The organism is Candidatus Chlorohelix sp. (assembly GCF_037138995.1).
Taxonomy (GTDB): Bacteria; Chloroflexota; Chloroflexia; order Chloroheliales; family Chloroheliaceae; genus Chlorohelix.
Window position 1 is genome coordinate 95469 of record NZ_JBAXHI010000006.1, and the last position, 17793, is coordinate 113261.

Here is a 17793-nt window from a genome sequence, read left to right on the forward strand (position 1 = left end):
TTCTATTGAAAAAGTTGCTATAATCTGTTACAACTATTACTAAATGCAAACGTTTGCCGTAACGAATATTATTAAAAACGAGGAGATACAATAAATGCACATACCAGATGGCTATCTGAGTCCGGTTGTTTCGCTGGGCGCAGCGGTAGTTACTGTTCCGGTGTGGGGGATTGCAGTTCAGAAAGTTCGCAATGTACTAAATCAGCGAACTGTGCCTTTGCTGGCGATATTTTCGGCTTTTGCCTTTACGATAATGATGTTTAATATACCGGTGCCGGGTGGTACTACGGCGCATGCAGTAGGCGGCACATTAATTGCTGTAGTGTTAGGCCCATGGGCGGCTGCGTTGGGAATCAGCATGGCACTGATATTGCAGGCACTTTTCTTTGGAGATGGCGGCATTCTGGCGATTTTCATCAATTGTTTGAATATGGGAGTGCTGCTTCCTTTCGCCGGATACTTCAGCTATCGCTTGCTTGCTGGACGCTCACCTGTTTTGTCGGTTCGGCGGGTATGGGCGGCGGGTATAGGCGCATACATTGGCATTACCTTATCCGGTTTGGCGGTAGGAATTGAGCTAGGAATTCAGCCGCTATTGTTCACTGAAAATGGTCGCCCCCTGTACAGTCCTTACGGGCTTGAAGCAGCGATACCAACCATGCTGATAGCGCATATTTTTGCGGCTTCGATTGTAGAAGGGCTGGTAACAGCGTTGGGCGTGGCATATCTCCAGAAAAATTATCCGGTATATCTTACCTCTTTGCGAAAAATCATAGCCGGCGCAGACATAAGCGATGGTACAACAGGCAAACAACCTTTCTTGCCCGTTGCAGTAATCGGCGGAGTAGTTGGGCTGGCGATTATAGTGTTTGCCGGGTTAATTGCCGGAAACTGGGATTTCGGCAAGCTCTTCGGCACCGATTGGTCGCAGGTCAATTGGGCGGACGTAGCGGTGATGCTATTAATAGTAGGAATTATCTGTGCGGTGTTGGTGCCGCTGGCATGGTTTGTATTACCGCGCAGTATGAAGAAGGTAGGCGCATACTTTACTGCCCTTGCAGTTTTGGCTCCAATCGGCTTGATTGCGCCCGGTTTTGCCTATGGCGAAGGTAGCGTCGAAGATGTGGATAAAGCCTTTGGCTATGTGCCGCAGGGTCTTAAAGACTTCTCTGATTTTTTCAAAGCCCCGCTGGCAGATTACAAGCTGCCCTTCCCGCCTTTTGATGGAGAAAACTCGCAGCTATGGCAACAGGCTATCGGTTACGAAATCGCCGGAATAGTGGGAATCTTGTTGTTGGGTGGCTTGATGTTCGGGCTGGCGATGCTTCTCAAGAAACGCGGTACGGTTGAAGAAACCATAGGGGTTATAAATAAACCCGGAGAGGCTCCAAACCGATGACAGCAACTACTGAAGAAAGAAGTGTTTTGAGTCATCCGGTTGTCAAAGCCCCTGCCAAAAAGGAAAAACCGAGTTGGCTTGAGAAAACCGTGGCGGGTATCGCCGAGTCTATCCAACGTGCGGTGTTTACCGAGGAACACGCTCGCAAGGATGGCTGGTTGCAGAAAGTTGACCCCCGCGCCAAGCTGATAATGTTTTTGGCGTTGGTATTGGCTTCTAGTATCACTGGCTCAATTCTGGCTTTAGCTTTGCTCTACACCGTTACTTTGGTGGCGGCTCGCGCTAGTCAAGTTCCCTTCGATTTTTTTGTAAAGAGAGTCTGGGTTGGTATTCCGCTATTCGCCGGAATCGTGGTAATACCCTCGCTGTTCTTTATTCCGGGCGACCGTTTTTTGGTTTTCTCGATACCGGGGCTAATCAGCGCGGTTATTTTTGTGGCGCGGGTGGGGGTAAGTGTTTCTCTAGCGGTGTTGCTGGTGCTGGTTACGCCTTGGGCGGATGTGCTGAAAAGCTTGCAAGCCCTTAAAGCGCCGTCAATATTTATCTTGCTTCTATCTATGACCTATCGCTATATCTTCCTTTTCTTGCGTTCGGCTACTGGGCTGTTTGAAGCGCGTAAGAGTCGCACGGTAGGGCGTACCAGCGGTGGAGAACAGCGTGGTTGGATTACAGCCTCGATGGGAGGCTTGATGCACCGTTCTTTCAAAATGAGCAACGAGGTTTATACGGCGATGCTGGCGCGAGGCTTTAGTGGACAGGTGCGTTCCTATAATTCCTACCGGATGAAGGGCGGGGATTGGCTTGCTTTGGCTGTTACCGTTATAATTGCAGCAGTTGCTCTGACGTTAGGACAACTTGTTAAATAATTACGGAAAGCTGAAAATGTATATAAATAAAGATTTAGAGCCTGTATTCCATTTGCGTGACGTGCGTTATCTATATAATGGGCGGCAAGAAGCGTTAAGCGGAATTGACCTTGATATACATCGGGGCGAGCAGGTAGTTTTGCTAGGCGCGAACGGTAGCGGCAAATCTACCCTGCTAAAAATGCTTGATGGAATTGTCGCTCCTTCCAGAGGTACTATGCGGGTGCTTGGGCAGGATGTGGCGGCGGTAGCGGCGGGTGAAGAATCATTCAAATTTCATCGTGAGGTGGGCTTGGTTTTTCAAGACCCTGACATCCAGCTATTCAGCGCGACAGTTTTTGATGATGTGGCTTTTGGTCCGCTCCAGTTAGGTTTGTCTAAAGACGAAGTGCGTAGTCGTTGCGAACAAGCAATGGAGCAAATGGAGATTAATCATCTAGCGAAACGCGCTCCTTTTGAACTCTCCGGTGGGGAGAAAAAAAGAGCGGCGATTGCTTCGGTGCTATCCTTGCAACCCGACATTATTTTATTGGATGAGCCGACTGCCTCGCTTGACCCTCGCACCAAGTGGGTGTTGGTAAATTTGATAACCCGGTTGGGTCAATCCGGCAAGACTATAATTACTACCACGCACGAGCTTGAGATTGTGCCGATTATCTCTAACCGGGTAGTGGTTATAGGGGAAGAGCGGCGCATTTTGGCGGATGGTACTCCAGAGCAAATTCTAGGGGATAGAGATTTGCTGATTAAAGCCAATCTGATACATCCGCAACTTCACGAGTTCGGCGCAATTAACTATTCGGTTAAATCCTGAGCAATTTCGCTACATAGGGAATCTTATATGAGCGGTTATATATTGTTAGAAGGGGGCGCAGAATTCGGCGGCAAAATGGCAGAGCCGGACAAACGCGCCCTTGCATTGGCGGGTGGATTCGATGCTACGGTAGCGATTATTCCTGCTGCTGCTGCCCCTGATAATAATCATCGGCGTGCCGGACAAAACGGCGTTAATTGGTTTCGCAAACTTGGCGCAAAGCAGGTCGAAAGCCTCCCGGTTATAGATAAAAGCTCTGCTAATGACCCTGCGCTGGCGCAACAACTGGCTCAAGCGCGTCTGATTTACCTACTAGGCGGCTTCACGGGCTATCTGAATGACACGCTAATGGATAGCTTGTGCTGGCAAGCCTGTGTTGAGGCTTATCGAAAGGGCGCGGTAATAGCGGGCAGTAGCGCCGGAGCGATGACGCTATGCGAGTATTGGTATGACTATTCCAAAAAGCAGGTTGTAAATGGGCTTGGGCTGGTGAAGGGCTGTTGCGTGCTGCCACATTACAACAATTTTCGGCGCGAGTGGACTCAAAGCCTTGCTCAACTAATTCCTCAGACTACTTTGCTCGGTATTGATGAAGTCACGGGTATGCTTTCAGAAGCACCGAATCGCTGGCAAGTGTATGGCGGCGGTACGGTTACGGTTCAGCAGGGCGAGAAAAGTACGGTTTATTTAGCTGGTAGCAATTTCTCACTTTAGGCTGTTGGCAAACCAACTAATTCTTGGCAATGTGGGCAAATTCCCATCCCTACGAAATGCCCGATATTTAGTTTGACTTTATATTGTTCCCAAACTTGATGTATAAGTTTCTTAACCATGCCGTTCTCTAACTCTATTTCGCTTCCGCAACTTTCACATAGGGCGTGATAATGTGGACTTGCCGAAACAATTTCGTAACGGCGCAGGTTGTCCCGCCCATGTATTTCCACTATTATCCCTATTTCGCTGAGTAATTCGAGAGTACGGTAAACGGTAGAGCGGTTGACCGAGGGAAAAGCTCTGGCAACCTCTGCGTAAATTTCTTCCACCGAGAGATGCCCGGAATGGCGCTGCACCGTATCTAATATAAGCTGTCGCTGAACCGTCCATCGCAAGCCGCGTTTTTCAAAAAAAGTGGCAAGTTCGGTTAAATCGGGAAAATGCCGTGACATTTGAACAGAAATCCTTTCTCGCGGTGCGACAGGGTAAATCAAACCGGGTTCATCGCGTTGTGATAATGCGGGTGGTCGTGGTCGTGTTCAGCCCAATGCTGATGGCGGTGATGATGAGGCACGCCCGGCGGCGGTAATTCTTCGGAGGTATGATAATGCTCTCCCCCCACATGCCCGGCGTGGTCATGCCCAAACCAGCGACTCCCAACCTTGAAATTGTGTACCAATAAACTTTCGCCGTGATGCCAACGCGCCCGGAACAAATCATAATTTTTCTTGCTGCGGGTTTGCTGTTCTTCGGCGGTCAGGCTATACCATTCCAGATGAGGGTGTTTAATGACTCTGGCTTTAACTTGTGGCGTTGTTACCACGCGATAGCCTGCTGCCTTGAAAAAGAAACTCATGTAAACGTCCATCATTCGGTAAAAACGAAACTTTCCATCAATCAAGCCGATTTCTGGCAGACATTCACGGCGGAATGCCAACAAATAGCCTTCAATCGCGTCCACTTCGCCTTCTTCTTCCATAAATTCGCGCAAATCGCAAGTTACCAGACCGAATGGTCCCACTGCGCCCACCTCATCAATAGAAAGCGTTTTCTCAAGCTCAGTCCAAATATCCCCATTAAGTTCGATTGAGGTATCCAGCATCAATATGAAATGTCCACGACTGGCTTTAAATGTAGCATTGCGCCCGGTGGCAAAGCCGAGATTGTGGTCGGCAAAAATAACTTGTACTGCTAGGTCGCACTCATGGATGCTTTTCGTATCTGCCGCGAGTTTACGGAGATATTCAAGGGTGTCATCGGTAGAGCCATTATCGAGAATCACCAATTCGAGGTTGCGCCCATAGCTGTGGTTTACAATACTATTGATGCAACGCTCAAGGTCTGCCCGGCTGTTATGCGAAATCAGGTTAATTGAGAACTCGTACAGGTCAAGCTGATTGCCATAATCCGGCGCATCACCAGCGCGGCTGATAGTTTTAAAGTCCTCTTCGGCGCGACGAGGAAAAACCAAAGTTCCCTTCGGAATATCCCCTAAAGTGTAGCCCGCTTCTTTGAGGTGATTACGAATGGAGTCGGCGCGTTTATAATCATGCGCTTGCCGCAAAGTTTCGCGCTCTTTTACTAGATTCGCTAATGTGGGTTCAAGATTGGACAGGCTTAACGCCCTATTAAATTGCTCTTTCCAAATACCGCTCTTTAAATATTGTGCCAGCCCAAAGCCCAGCGTTTTGTCCCATTCCAGTAACAGCCCTAAGCGGTTGGCAGAACTAAGACTCGAATCGCGCAACATTTGCCATACCACCGCCATAGCGCGTGGCATATTCAGGTCGTTTCTTAATGTGGCGCGGAAAGCCTCGTTCCAATTGTTTCCCGCTTCGTGGTTGCTTAACCCCTCTGCTTGTTCCGCAAGGCGAACGGCAAGCCCACGCAAGCGATTTAAAGAGGTTTGGGCGGCTCGCAAGGCGGAAAAAGTAAAGTTAATGCGGGCGCGGTAATGCGCGGTGGTGAAAAAGTAGCGCAACGCCAACGGTTCAAAACCACGCGCCTCAATTTCAGACAGGGTGTAAGAGTTGCCGGTGGATTTAGCCATTTTCTGCCCGTCTGCGAGTAGGTGTTGCGAATGCGCCCAATAATTCACGAAGGTAGCTCCAGTGAAAGCCTCGCTTTGCGCCAACTCGTCCTCATGATGTGGGAAGATATTATCCACTCCTCCAGTATGGATGTCGAAGCGTTTTCCCAAGTAACGCATTGCCATTGCGCTACATTCGATATGCCAACCGGGGAAGCCTTGCCCCCATGGGCTATCCCATGCCATCTCACGACCCGGTTCGGCTTTCTTCCAGAGCGGGAAATCCTCTGGGTTGCGGCGCAACTTATCGGTTAAATCCTTTGCGCCTTCTAGCAATCCTTCCAACAAGTTACCGCTCAGTTTGCCGTAGGAATGATAACTCTTGATGTCAAAAAAGACATTCCCGTCCACTTCATAGGCATAGCCGCGGTTTACCAGACCTTGCACAATTTCAAGCATTTCCGGCACATGTTGGGTGGCGCGGGGGAAAATATCGGCGGGGATGATATTCAGCTTGCGTTCATCCTGCATAAACGCTTCGGTGTAAAAAGCGGCAATCTGGGCGCTGGATTTGCCTTCCTTGCGTGCTTGTGCAATCAGCTTATCCTCACCCCGATCTAGCATTTCGACACGCATATGCCCTACATCGGTAATATTCTTTACATGGGTAACTTTATAGCTCTCCATTATGAGGGCGCGTTTCAGCCAGTCCGCCATCGTAAAGGTACGCAGGTTGCCGATATGAATAAACCGATAAACTGTGGGACCACAACTATATATTTTGAAATGTCCAGCTTCAAGCGGAACTAAATCTTCTTTTTGTCGGGTAAGTGTATTATAAAGTTTCATGGTTTGCCGGAAAATGACCTCCGCACCGTCAAATCGGGTAATTGAACAACTATTCAACAACAGGTATGATATGCGTCAGGTCGAGCTTTGTCAATTAATCACGAAGCTTATCCCCTTGCCGAATATTAGGCTGGTTTAGGCTATTGCTGCACAGTTTTTACTTGCTGATGGTCACATCTAGCAGAATCAGGTTACCTTCCTCGATTCTCTCGGTGGTTGGTACTTCCGTAACCTCTAATCCTTTGAAATCGGAAGGACGATATAGCCCGATTTTGATTCGATACTTGCCGGGTGGCAAATCTGCGGAAATTGGCACACTCTGGTCGTCATCCAGAATTTCGCCGGGTTTCCAGTTAGAAGTGTGGGTTGCGCCGTAACGCGGTTCGGTATCGCGTTGGGCTACTTTCTGCCCATTTTGGTCGAGTAGATGAATAAAAACGGTATAATTTTCACTAATCGGCGTTTCACCTCGCCAGAAAACCGTTAACGGGATTTTGTTTTCACCCGCTTTTAGTTTGATTTCAGCCACAGTATCAAAGCCCAATAACCTGATTTTATCCCCAAAGAGCGCGCCGGATTGGTAACCAATAAAACGGATGCTGTTAAGAACGTCAATCTCGTTACTATGAACTCGGTTAATGAAGATACTACCTATTCGGCTGAGGGTATCGGGAGTTATCAGACTTTTGGCAAAATCACCAAGCACGATAAAATCAGAGTTGGCGGCATTTTTATACCAATTTTCCTGTGCCTCATCGCTACCTCGTATTTTCTGAAGTTCGCTACGGGATTGTTTAGACTCGAAAAAAGTTTTTCGGAGAGCCTCGCCCAAGCTCAATTTATCCAATCCTAGCCCTATATGTTCGACATATCCCACGCCATCAACCGCATATCGGTTGTAACCGTCTAATTGTAAAGGTTTCCCCAAAATGAAATTGTAGCGGGTATCCAGTGCCATAACCGCTCCGTTAGGCAATTGCAACTTCTGAAAGTTGTCTGCCACCGCTCTTTGCAAATTCCATTCCGGTTTGCTTGGCTCTGCGTTTGACTGTAACAGCGATGGCGCTAATACAACCAGCAACGCAAGACCAATAGCTCCGCTCATTAGTGCGCTAAGCCTACTTCGCCACCATTCAACCCGCCAAAAATTGATGATACCCCCTGCCAGCAATGCCAATGGTAGTGCCATTTGATCGTAATAGTGAGGAAAGAAGAAGGCTTTCCCGGTGTAAAGATAAGTTGTAAAAATTGCCAGTAATACCACTGGAATCCAGCCTTGTCCGCCTTTCCCCGATACCCAGCGAATCACGATGGCAACTAATCCCAAACATGCTCCTAACAACGTAAAAGCAAGGTAAGGTCGCCCATACATATAATCTATTGCGCTGGTAGTAGTGAGGGAGGTAAACCCACTTGTAACGGCTATATCATTGGCAGGTCGTAGCAGTTGCCATAGATATACTTGCTTGATAAAATCGCTTCCGCTAGTAAGTAGATAATAGCCGTTTACCAGCAAAAAAGCTACTACTCCACCCAATGCGTAGAAGCCCAACGCTTGCCAGCGCCGCCAAATGACCAGCGTCAGACCTAACGCTACTATGAGCGTTAACGCGGGGACTTTAACCGAGAAAGCCAGTCCGGCAACGAACCCAACCAACGCGGGTGCGCCAAAGGCGTAGAGTCGCGAGCGTCCGTTTCGGTTGAAATCAAAATGGACAAACAAACAAAGCGCTAGTACGCTGAAGAAATTTACCAGAGGTTCGAGCAATATCTGTTGCTCTGCCCGTATTGCGCCTCCGTCAATTGCCAAGGCTAAGGCTGCTATCGCCCCGGCAACGGGTCCTGCCCACTTGCCGCCAATTCGCCGCCCCGTTAGATATACTAGTGCGATAGTGAGCAACGAAACCAGCGAAGTAAAAAGACGCACCCGCAGGAAGTCATATAGGCTGCCCCATTCTGCCCCTTCTAGGCGTAGCGGCAAAGACCATAGCAGCGCCCCCCCAACGGGATGTCCAAAGAAGAAATCATGATAAAGTTGCTTGCCGTGTGCCAACAACAAAGCGGTTTCGGCATGTACCCCTTCGTCATAATCGGTGCGTACTAGGTCGGTTGCCCCAATATCACGAGCGTCACCGATTCGGTAAACTGCTGCTACCGCCAGAATAGCCACCAGCGCGGCTATCCCTACCAACCGCCAGCTAAAATAGAGCCACTGTGGCAACCGGAATTCCAACCCGGCAATCCGTAATGTCGAATCTTGCTTATCGTTAGATTCGGCTATTTGGTAGGGAGTAAGTATGAACAGTAGAATTATTCCGATTATAAAGCTGAACCAAAGGGATTGAGGATTGCTGATGAGGAAGTTGCTAAACCCGGAGAGAATCCTATCTTCGGCAGGAATTAAGAGTTTGCCGTTCAGACTTCCCTTAATAAGTTGTACAAAGGGGAAAATACTAAGCCAGCCTAATGTGGCAAAACTTATCAGCACTATGCCAATACCACGTAATATCGCGGATGGGCGCAGACGTAAAGCATTTTTCTGTCTCAGACTCTTTTTTTCTTCAAGCACCAATTCTTTTATCCCTAACTAATCTTCGTTAAAAGCAAGGGGATTATATACCCGCTTTGGGCTTCTGTAAACTTCTTTTGCACCTTATTTCCTATAACAACGGTTATATTAGCCGATTTTTCACTCTCTGCAACCTTCGTATTAACTTCTACGTATTAATATTTAAAAGGAAAGAAGGTGCAGTGACGTACCAATTTTTTGATTTTCTCTTGCACCGTTAAACCGGGAGGTGGATGAAATGTTCAAGAAAATCTTGGTTCCGTTGGATGGCTCACCGCTTTCGGAAGATGTAATCCCGTTTGCCGCTACTCTTGCTTCCAGACTAAATGCCCAATTGTTGTTATTTAGAGTGTTGGAACGGGGGTTGTTGGAAAGAGATACTCACGACTCAGCCTTTGAAACCGAAACTCGTGAATACCTTGAGCTTATTAAGCAACGTCTGGTTAACGATTTCGGATTTGATTCGGAGTTGGTGAAGTCGAAAATGGTTTCAGGTGAACCCGCTGAAGAAATAACCCTGCTATCCCATACCGAGAAATGCGACTTGATTGTGATGGCTTCTCATGGGCGCAGCGGTCTGTCGCGTTTAATCATGGATAGTGTTGCAGCAGAGGTGATAAGAAAAGCCCCTGTGCCGGTGATTATCCGCCATTCTCGCCTACAAGAAGAGTTTGCGGGAAATCCTTCGATAACGCCTATTGTAGTAACGCTGGATGGTACTCCTAACGCTGAGTCCTCGCTTGAGCCGGCTGTAGAGTTAGCCCAACAATATGGTTGTCCTCTGTTGCTATTGCGGGTGCTAAAGCCTTTTGTTCCGACAGATGAAATGGAGGAATGGTTCACCGAGAATGAGGATAAGGGTCAGGATTACCTAGATTCTAATGCCTTTGAGTATTATCGCCTCAAAGCCACAAATTATTTGGAAAAAATCGCCGAACCGCTAAGAGCTAGACTGACGCAATGTGATACTGCGCTGGTGGTAGGCGACCCTTCTGAAGAAATTACCAATTATGTGCGGGCAGTAGAGGCAAAGTTACTGGTCATTGCTACTCAAGGTCACGGTGATATATATATGTTTTTGCTTGGCAGTGTTGCCGATGAAGTATTCCAGCATTGCGATGTGCCGGTGATGTTGGTACATGTTGCAGCGCATTCGCATAACCTCAAATCTACAGAGGAAGCGGCAACTCCGGTATAACATAAAGCACACATGTCTTTGAATGACTCAAAAAGACCCTCGTCTTTATTTAGAGGCGAGAGTCTTTTTTGTGGTATTGACTTAACTTAATGAAATTACTCAGCTTTTGTTATTCAGCCAAGGTATATTCTGACCACCGTAACGCCAGTAATAATAATGTTGTCCCACATTGCCCATTTCAACCTGAAATGCAGCCGGATTAGAAGGGGTGTAGGTTAAAGTGCGACGTTGAAAAAGCTGTACCAATACTAATTGCTCAACCCCACTTACTTTAGTTTTAACCCATAGCGGTTCGCTTATGGGAAATCCCATCGCGGCAACCCAATCAAATAACTTTTCCTGTACCGCCTGACCATTCCGGTAAACAATTCCGCTCTGATTCAGGTAGTTCCAGAAAGGCGCGGCAATGTTACGCCCGGTTTCAGTAATATATGCAGCGTATGCGGCTGAAGGGCTAGAACATCTGACTACCATGCCGTCGTTGTTGAGGCAATCGTGGATAATTCTCGCGGTAAGGTTGGGATGTTTTTCAGACTGTCCGCTTTCCGGCACATAAATTAGTTTTTTGAAAGATTCATAAGTAGGGGCATCCGCATTGTTATAATAATCGCCTGCCACCTGTACGGTATTGGGATAGCTACCTAGAAAAAAGCCATCCCCGTACTGTATTCTTCCCGAAACCATTTCGGTTACCAGCAATCCGCCTGTAAAGTAATAGAGGTCTGATGATAATTTGTTTGGGTCGTTTACCTCAATACGCGCCTTGTCGTAATAACTTACCATGCGCTTACCTTCGGGTGCTTCGATATACTCTTCGGAGGTGGTGAACCAATTTTTAGGTCCCCATAACCATGACCGATTGGTTAAGCCATCCATTAAAGGACCATCCGCTCGGCGTGTGTAGTCGTAAAGCGCGGCACTGTCTGTTTCGGCGCGATGCCCCCAAGCCTTTCCCTTAGATACAGTTTGCGCCAGTAGTGTTTCCCCATAGCATAGATTTCCATTGCATTCTGACCAAAGCGCTCTGCTTTCTCCATCCGGCGCAATGAATAAAAGGGGATTATAAGAACTACCCGCCGTATAAGAGATATTAACTGGAGAACTCCAGCCGTTATCTCCGCGCCTACTCCACAAAATCTCCTGATTTTCAATTCTGAAATTAAATATTCTTGTGCCAATTCCGCTATTCCATACCAGTTCAATCCGGTTGTCGCTTACTGCCAGCGACGGTGAACTAACATTTCCGGCTACCATTTCTGCTGCGCTCAAGCTGTTCAATTTTCCCTGTTTGTAATAAAGGCGGTAGGGTATGCCAATATACTGCGGGTCGGGCGCAAACAATACATAAGCCAGATGCAAAGTTCCATCGGCTGTTACTATCGCTGTTAGCCCGCCCACAGTCCACGGATTAAAGGTGTCGTTGGTATAGCCGGATATACTGATAGGTGTACTCCAGTTATTGCCTAGCCACTCACTCCCTAGCAATTCGCTGCGGTAGCTACCACCGGGTCCCGGTTCATGCCCTTGTTCCCATATGATGGTTAAATTCTGGATTCCGGTAGCCAGCAGATACGGTCTGAAACGCCCGTATCTTTCATCTCCCGGATCGGGAAGGTAGGTTATGCGATTATCCAGCCCACGCACCGCGATTTTCATTTGTCCGCCCGCTTGCCAAGCAAATGCCAATCTGCCATCGGGCAACGCTGCTATATTCGGGCTACTTAGTGGAGTTGTACCGGGTACAAAAGTGCAATCGGGTTGAGTCCAGTCAAAGTTGCTCAATGAACGACTGGCATAACAAAGAGTTTGCAACTGAGTATAAAAAAGATGCAGCCGATTATTGCCCGTAGTAGCAGCAAGCCGTCCGTTTATCTGTTGCACAAATTCATAATCTAGCGGCGTTGCTTTGGCGGTTTGTACTTTGCCGTTGGCATATACCACCTCTTCCAGTTTTGAATTTAGATTTATCCAGATTATATGAATTGCGCCATTGGCATCCGTCACTGCTACCGAATCGTGACCGTTTCCAAGCTTTACAAAAGGGGCAACTGCGTTGTAGTCTGCTGCTTGCGCTGTGAAGCTCGTTAGAAACAAGCTTTCTAGTATTAGGGGAATTATTAAAATAATGGCTGGAACTACCGTTTTTGATTTTGTTCTGCTCAACATATTAAGTTTTCTCGCTTTCTGCTATCCACATTTCCTGCCCTATATAGATTTAACGAAGCAATTAGCCTAATGTTGCTGTGTAGCTGAACAAATCCGGCGCATACTAGGAAACACGCCGGAGTTTCTAATGAATTGGATTTTCTGCGGGTTTAACGTAGTGAGAAGAAAGCCACCACCCCAGAGGTTGTAACTGCCATAAGGGTTTTGAGCTTAGATTTGGAACGTGGGAAGGATAATCCAAATAGAGCTACATCGGTAAGTGCATTGAACGCTAGAATTTGCCTCCATTGCTGCGATGCTTCTGGTTTGGCACGATTCAGCAATATGCCTGCACCCATCGAAATATCGCGCATACCCAGCAACCTGATAATCAAGCGGCTTTCCATGCTCTCAGAAAGATTAAGACCCGCCATTTTGTTCATAAAGCCGGGCAATAGCGCGAACATACCACCGAGACCTACCGCTGCTATACCTAATCCAGTCGTTATTTGTTCCTCAGTAAGTTCCATTTTCCCCCTCCAAAATGATGGTTTTGCCACTAAAGACTATTATTTAACGAGTATAGGCATATGTGTTCAGGTGTGTAAACTTTCTATTCAAGTAAGCTACCGCTCACTTTTGAAAGGTCGAGTATAAAGGCGAGGTCCGCCACTGCTAAGATATGCAACTGTAAGACCTAGCGTTGTACCGGTCAGAACGAAAAGAAGTACCAGCGGTTCATTGACTAACAAATCAAACAACGGTTGAATAATATAATTGGTGAAATAGGGTAACGGGTCTATATATGCCAGCGCATGTCCATCAGGTCGAGCAATATCCAGCGCGAGGTTTACAAAGCTGATTTGATTGATATAGTTGGTTATCAACAGGCTTAAGGCAGTGTAACCCATAGCTATCCAAAGCTGTGCCGTGCTGTCGTGACGGTCTGAACCGAAATAGATAGCTTTACCGATTACAAAGCCGGGTATAACCAGTAAATATGCCCCGATGTAACCCCAGACTGCCTCAAATGTTTCGGAGCGGTTTAACCAGATAAGCGTACCAAGCGCGGCGGTAGTTATAATAAAGGCAATCAAGCCCCAAACTGATGCCATAATCAAGTCTCCGCCGGAGGTTTGTTTATTAACCTCTATCTGCATCCGCTCTAGGCAATCAGGGCATACTACTAGTGATGTGTCGTAACTCCACCGACTTTTAGAGGTAACGGTTAATTCTTCTACAGGCGTAGGAGTTTTGCACATAGCGCAGGCAAGTACCGTCTCACCGCGTTCTCCGGTACTGGTGTATAGGGGCAGTATTTTTGCTTCCACCGACTCGCTCTGCCCATCGGTGGGGCTAAATGGCTTGCTATCCGATTGGTTAGGTTTTTCTGCCATGCCCGTTACCTCCTTTTAACTGTTTTATTATAGCATGTGCTACAATATTACAAACTTATATTAGCAATGCTATATTGTGGAAGGTTCTGGCGCGGTGGGCATGGTAGCCTTACTGGCTGGTAAAATCCTGATGTAAAACCTTGGGAAGTATAAACCTAAAGTTATAGATTTTGTAATCGAGCGCAATAAAGGGTTAGAACAACTTACTCTGTTTCTTTACCAAAGCCCAATTTATGCGGTAAAATCAGTAAAATTATTTTTCTCAGCGAGGACGCGAGATGTCGCGTCTTTTTTTATTTTTTTTTGGGGAGCAGTTTTATGAGTGGTGAGAGAGAACGAGATATTCAGAGCCTAGATGAAAGGCTGAGAGCGCTGGTAAGTAGCCTTGCCTCGATTCTGGGTGATGTTTTGCGCGAACAGGTAGGCGATACGCTTCTAGAAGAAGTCGAAGAAGTACGCAAGTACAGCATTGAATTGCGCTCTCATTGGAGCGAGGAGAAACAAAACCGTATCATGGAGAAGATGGAAAATCTCAACCCTGCTATGGCTTTTGCGCTGGTGCGCTCATTTACGCTTTATTTCCACTTGTTAAATCTGGCAGAAGAACGGGCGCGTTTGATTGCTCTAACACAGCGTGAGCGTTCTGATTACCCTGAACCGCCTAGCGAGAGTATAGCAATGGCACTGAAAGAGTTAAAGCTGGAGGGTGTGGGAGCGCAATCGATTCGCCGCTTGTTGAGTCGCATGCTTGTTGAGCCAGTTTTTACTGCCCATCCTACAGAAAGTAGGCGTCGCGCCAACCTCTACCACCTTCGCAATATTAATCGTCTTGTAGCTAGTCTTGCCTCTAACGAAACTCCCCACGCTGAGAGGGAGCCTCTTGAGGAAGAATTACGTCGGGTTGTAACCTCGATGTGGCAAACTGACGAAATTCGTGCTTCTCGCCCTACTCCGCTCCATGAAGTTGCCAATACTCTCTACTATTTCGAGAGTACGCTTTATCCTATGGTTCCGCGCCTGTATCGCGACCTTGAGAAAGCTCTGCTACGCTATTACCCGAATGAGTCTTTTATAATTCCCACTTTCCTACGCTTTAATAATTGGACTGGGGCAGACCGTGACGGTAACCCGCATATTACTGCTACAATCACTGCGATGACTTCCCGCTGGCAGAAAAAAACGATTCTCAAACTATATCGTGGCAGCTTAGAGCGTCTTGCTGAAGAATTGTCGCCTAGCCTACGCCTTATTAAGGTTAATCAGGCGTTACTCGATTCGTTGGTGTGTGATCGCCGCCTGATGCCCGACCTAGCTATAAAATTCGAGAAACAAAGTATTTTTGAGGTTTATCGCCAAAAAATCAATTTTATGCTGGCACGCCTAGAGCGCACTATAGAACTCAATCAGGCTGCCTATGATACTGAGTTGGAGGCTATAAAAGCTGGCATTCCACCCTCTCAGGCGGGAACAGGTCTAGCAATTACTCGACAACATGATTACCGCTACTTCTCTCCAGTCGAGTTTCTGACCGACCTTGCCTTACTGGATGAGAGTCTTCGTGAGAATCGGGGTGGTCGTATCGCGGACGGCGCGTTGGCTGATTTGATTACGCAGGTGCAGGTTTTTGGCTTCCATCTTGCCGGTCTGGAAGTTCGGCAGCATAGTTTACGCCATACTACTGCGTTAGCTGAGATTCTACGGTTGGCGGGTGTTTGTGACCATTATGCTGATTTGTCTGAAGACGAAAAATATGGCTTGTTGGAGCGGGAATTAGGAGACCCTCGCCCGTTGGTTATCTCTGATGCCGATTATAGCCCGGATACTCAGGAAGTGTTGGAAACTTTGCGGGTAATGCGCCGGATGCAGCTTGAAGTTAACCGCGAGGTTTGCGAAAACTACGTAATCAGTTTTACTAACCAACCTAGCGATGTTTTAACTTTGTTGCTGCTGGCAAAGGAGGGAGGATTGGCGCGTCTCGACCCTACTTCCGCCACTATTGACTGCGATTTGCATATTGTGCCGCTTTTTGAAAGCATCGAGGATTTGCGCCGCGCCCCGGATATTATGCAGCAGCTTTTCAAAACATCACTTTATCGTAGCTCTCTCGCTGGTTACAATTACTTGCAAGAAATTATGATTGGTTACAGCGACAGTAACAAGGACGGCGGTTTCTTTACTGCTAACTGGGAGTTGTATAAAGCTCAACGACAATTGGCGAAGGTATGCCAAGAGGAGGGCATAGATCTGAGGTTGTTCCACGGGCGTGGTGGCGCAATCGGACGCGGTGGAGGTCCGGCAAACCGGGCGATTATGGCGCAACCAAGGCATAGCTTGGGCGGCAAACTCAAGATGACTGAGCAGGGCGAAGTAATCTTTGCGCGGTATTCCAATCCTGAAATTGCACATCGCCATCTTGAGCAAGTTACCAATGCGGTTTTCAAAGCTACTCTCAGTCCGCAAACCCGCGCATTACGAACGGGCGCAGAAGAGGAGTGGTTTGCGTCTCTTGAAGCGATGTCTGAAACGGCTTTCAAAGCGTATCGCGGTTTGGTTTTTGAAAATCCAAATTTTGCCCGCTACTTTTTTGAAGCCTCTCCTATAAACGAAATCGGGCGTTTGAATATTGCTTCACGTCCTGTCAGTCGGCGTGCTACCGGACGCATCCAGGATTTGCGAGCAATCCCTTGGGTTTTTAGTTGGACACAGAATCGCCATTATTTGCCGGGATGGTATGGCGTGGGTTCAGCTTTACATAACTATTTATATCCTGATGGTAGTGATACACCGGACGAACACCGGTTAGCTTTGTTGCAGGAAATGTACAATGGTTGGCCCTTTTTCCAGACCATTCTGTTGAATTCGGAACGCAGTTTGGGCGCTGCTGACCTAGAAATTGCCCGGCTCTATTCTACGCTGGTGACGGATGAGAAGGTGCGTGAGGAAATTTGGGAATTAATCGAAACCGAGTATAAGCGAACTTGCGATGCGGTGATGCTCATAACAGGGCAGACAACCCTACTGGATAATATCCCGGTCTTGCAACGCAGCATCAGGTTGCGCAATCCCTATATTGACCCGATTAGTTTTGTGCAGGTGGCTTTGCTGAAAAGGCTTCGGCAGAAATCGCTAGATAATTTTGCCATTGATCAGGATCGCGAAGAATTTGAAAAGATACTTGATATAATTTTGCACAGTATTAATGGGATAGCGGCGGGGGTACAGACCACCGGTTGAAACTTTGCCCGGTATGGCACGTAACTTTAAAAGATTGATATTGCCCTTGATAAGACAAGGAAGATGAGAAGATGGCAACCAGTAAACGTCCGGTTTTGCGATTGAACTACAATTCCGGCGAAAAAATTCTGGAAGTAGCAGGGCTTGGGTTGGTTGGGTTGACAATTGGCTTGACTATCAACTCTTGGGGAAGTTTGCCTGAGCGTGTGCCGACTCATTTTAATGCAGTGGGGCAGCCTGACGGTTATGGAGAAAAAGGCACTTTCTTAATAGTGCCGATTATCCTAACTATACTCTACTTGAGTTTGATGCTGGTAAGCCGCATTCCGCATTATTTCAATTATCCATGGAATATTACACCGCAAAACGCTGCTGGTCAGTATCGGTTGGCACGGCAAATGCTTTTACTGCTAAGGGTAGAAATTGCCGCCATATTTTTTTATATCCATTGGCAAGGATTGGAAGTATCTTTCGGGCGTTCGTCCGGGTTAGGTGTATGGTTCTTGCCGATTTTTCTGGTGATGGTGTTTGGCACTTTGCTAATCTATATAATCAGGATGGCAAAAGTGCGCGGGTAAT

General features: G+C 47.4%; 13 protein-coding genes. 7 read left to right on the top strand and 6 right to left on the bottom strand.

What is annotated here, in order from left to right; genetic code table 11:
* Positions 1-94: 94 nt before the first annotated feature.
* Genes cbiM through WCK19_RS04690 form a run of 4 tightly spaced genes read left to right on the top strand, consistent with a single transcriptional unit; the run spans position 95 to position 3793 of the window.
* A complete protein-coding gene (gene cbiM, locus WCK19_RS04675) occupies positions 95-1399 on the top strand; it encodes a cobalt transporter CbiM (protein WP_342396202.1) in 1305 nt (434 codons plus the stop codon).
* Positions 1396-2265 (top strand): cobalt ECF transporter T component CbiQ, encoded by an 870-nt coding sequence (cbiQ, locus tag WCK19_RS04680; protein WP_342396203.1) that lies wholly within the window; start codon positions 1396-1398, stop codon positions 2263-2265. The genes cbiM and cbiQ overlap by 4 nt, the downstream gene beginning before the upstream one ends.
* 16 nt (positions 2266-2281) lie before the next feature.
* Positions 2282-3079, top strand: a complete 798-nt coding sequence (locus WCK19_RS04685; protein ID WP_342396204.1) for an ABC transporter ATP-binding protein — start codon at positions 2282-2284, stop codon at positions 3077-3079.
* Positions 3080-3106: 27 nt separating this feature from the next.
* Entirely contained in the window at positions 3107-3793 is a 687-nt protein-coding gene (locus WCK19_RS04690; RefSeq protein ID WP_342396205.1) for a Type 1 glutamine amidotransferase-like domain-containing protein, read from the top strand.
* Here the strand turns inward: WCK19_RS04690 and WCK19_RS04695 are convergent.
* The 3 genes from WCK19_RS04695 to WCK19_RS04705 all read right to left on the bottom strand — a co-directional run bounded on the left by WCK19_RS04695 (position 3790) and on the right by WCK19_RS04705 (position 9240).
* Positions 3790-4245, bottom strand: a complete 456-nt coding sequence (locus WCK19_RS04695; RefSeq protein ID WP_342396206.1) for a Fur family transcriptional regulator — start codon at positions 4243-4245, stop codon at positions 3790-3792. The two genes, WCK19_RS04690 and WCK19_RS04695, sit on opposite strands and share 4 nt — an antisense overlap.
* A gap of 38 nt (positions 4246-4283) precedes the next feature.
* The gene (gene cysS, locus WCK19_RS04700) at positions 4284-6671 is read right to left on the bottom strand and encodes a cysteine--tRNA ligase (protein WP_342396207.1); all 2388 of its coding nucleotides are present in this window, start codon (positions 6669-6671) and stop codon (positions 4284-4286) included.
* 157 nt (positions 6672-6828) lie between these two features.
* On the bottom strand, positions 6829-9240 hold the full coding sequence (locus tag WCK19_RS04705) for a phospholipid carrier-dependent glycosyltransferase (protein WP_342396208.1): 2412 nt from the start codon (positions 9238-9240) through the stop codon (positions 6829-6831).
* Positions 9241-9478: 238 nt separating this feature from the next.
* On the opposite strand from WCK19_RS04705, the gene WCK19_RS04710 reads away from it, so the two are divergent.
* A complete protein-coding gene (locus tag WCK19_RS04710) occupies positions 9479-10438 on the top strand; it encodes a universal stress protein (RefSeq protein ID WP_342396209.1) in 960 nt (319 codons plus the stop codon).
* Positions 10439-10537: 99 nt separating this feature from the next.
* On the opposite strand, the gene WCK19_RS04715 is transcribed toward WCK19_RS04710, so the two are convergent.
* The 3 genes from WCK19_RS04715 to WCK19_RS04725 form a co-directional block, all read right to left on the bottom strand.
* Positions 10538-12604 (bottom strand): hypothetical protein, encoded by a 2067-nt coding sequence (locus WCK19_RS04715; RefSeq protein ID WP_342396210.1) that lies wholly within the window; start codon positions 12602-12604, stop codon positions 10538-10540.
* Positions 12605-12753: 149 nt separating this feature from the next.
* A complete protein-coding gene (locus WCK19_RS04720; RefSeq protein ID WP_342396211.1) occupies positions 12754-13113 on the bottom strand; it encodes a hypothetical protein in 360 nt (119 codons plus the stop codon).
* A 96-nt stretch (positions 13114-13209) separates the two neighbouring features.
* Complete coding sequence (locus WCK19_RS04725) at positions 13210-13980, bottom strand: hypothetical protein (protein WP_342396212.1); 771 nt, start codon at positions 13978-13980, stop codon at positions 13210-13212.
* Between the two features lie 318 nt (positions 13981-14298).
* Here WCK19_RS04725 and ppc point away from each other — a divergent pair, with 318 nt between their 5' ends.
* Together ppc and WCK19_RS04735 are read left to right on the top strand one after the other, a co-directional pair.
* Positions 14299-17214, top strand: coding sequence for a phosphoenolpyruvate carboxylase (gene ppc / locus WCK19_RS04730; protein ID WP_342396213.1), 2916 nt, complete (start codon positions 14299-14301; stop codon positions 17212-17214).
* Between the two features lie 71 nt (positions 17215-17285).
* Positions 17286-17792, top strand: coding sequence for a DUF1648 domain-containing protein (locus WCK19_RS04735; protein WP_342396214.1), 507 nt, complete (start codon positions 17286-17288; stop codon positions 17790-17792).
* Position 17793 lies beyond the last annotated feature (1 nt).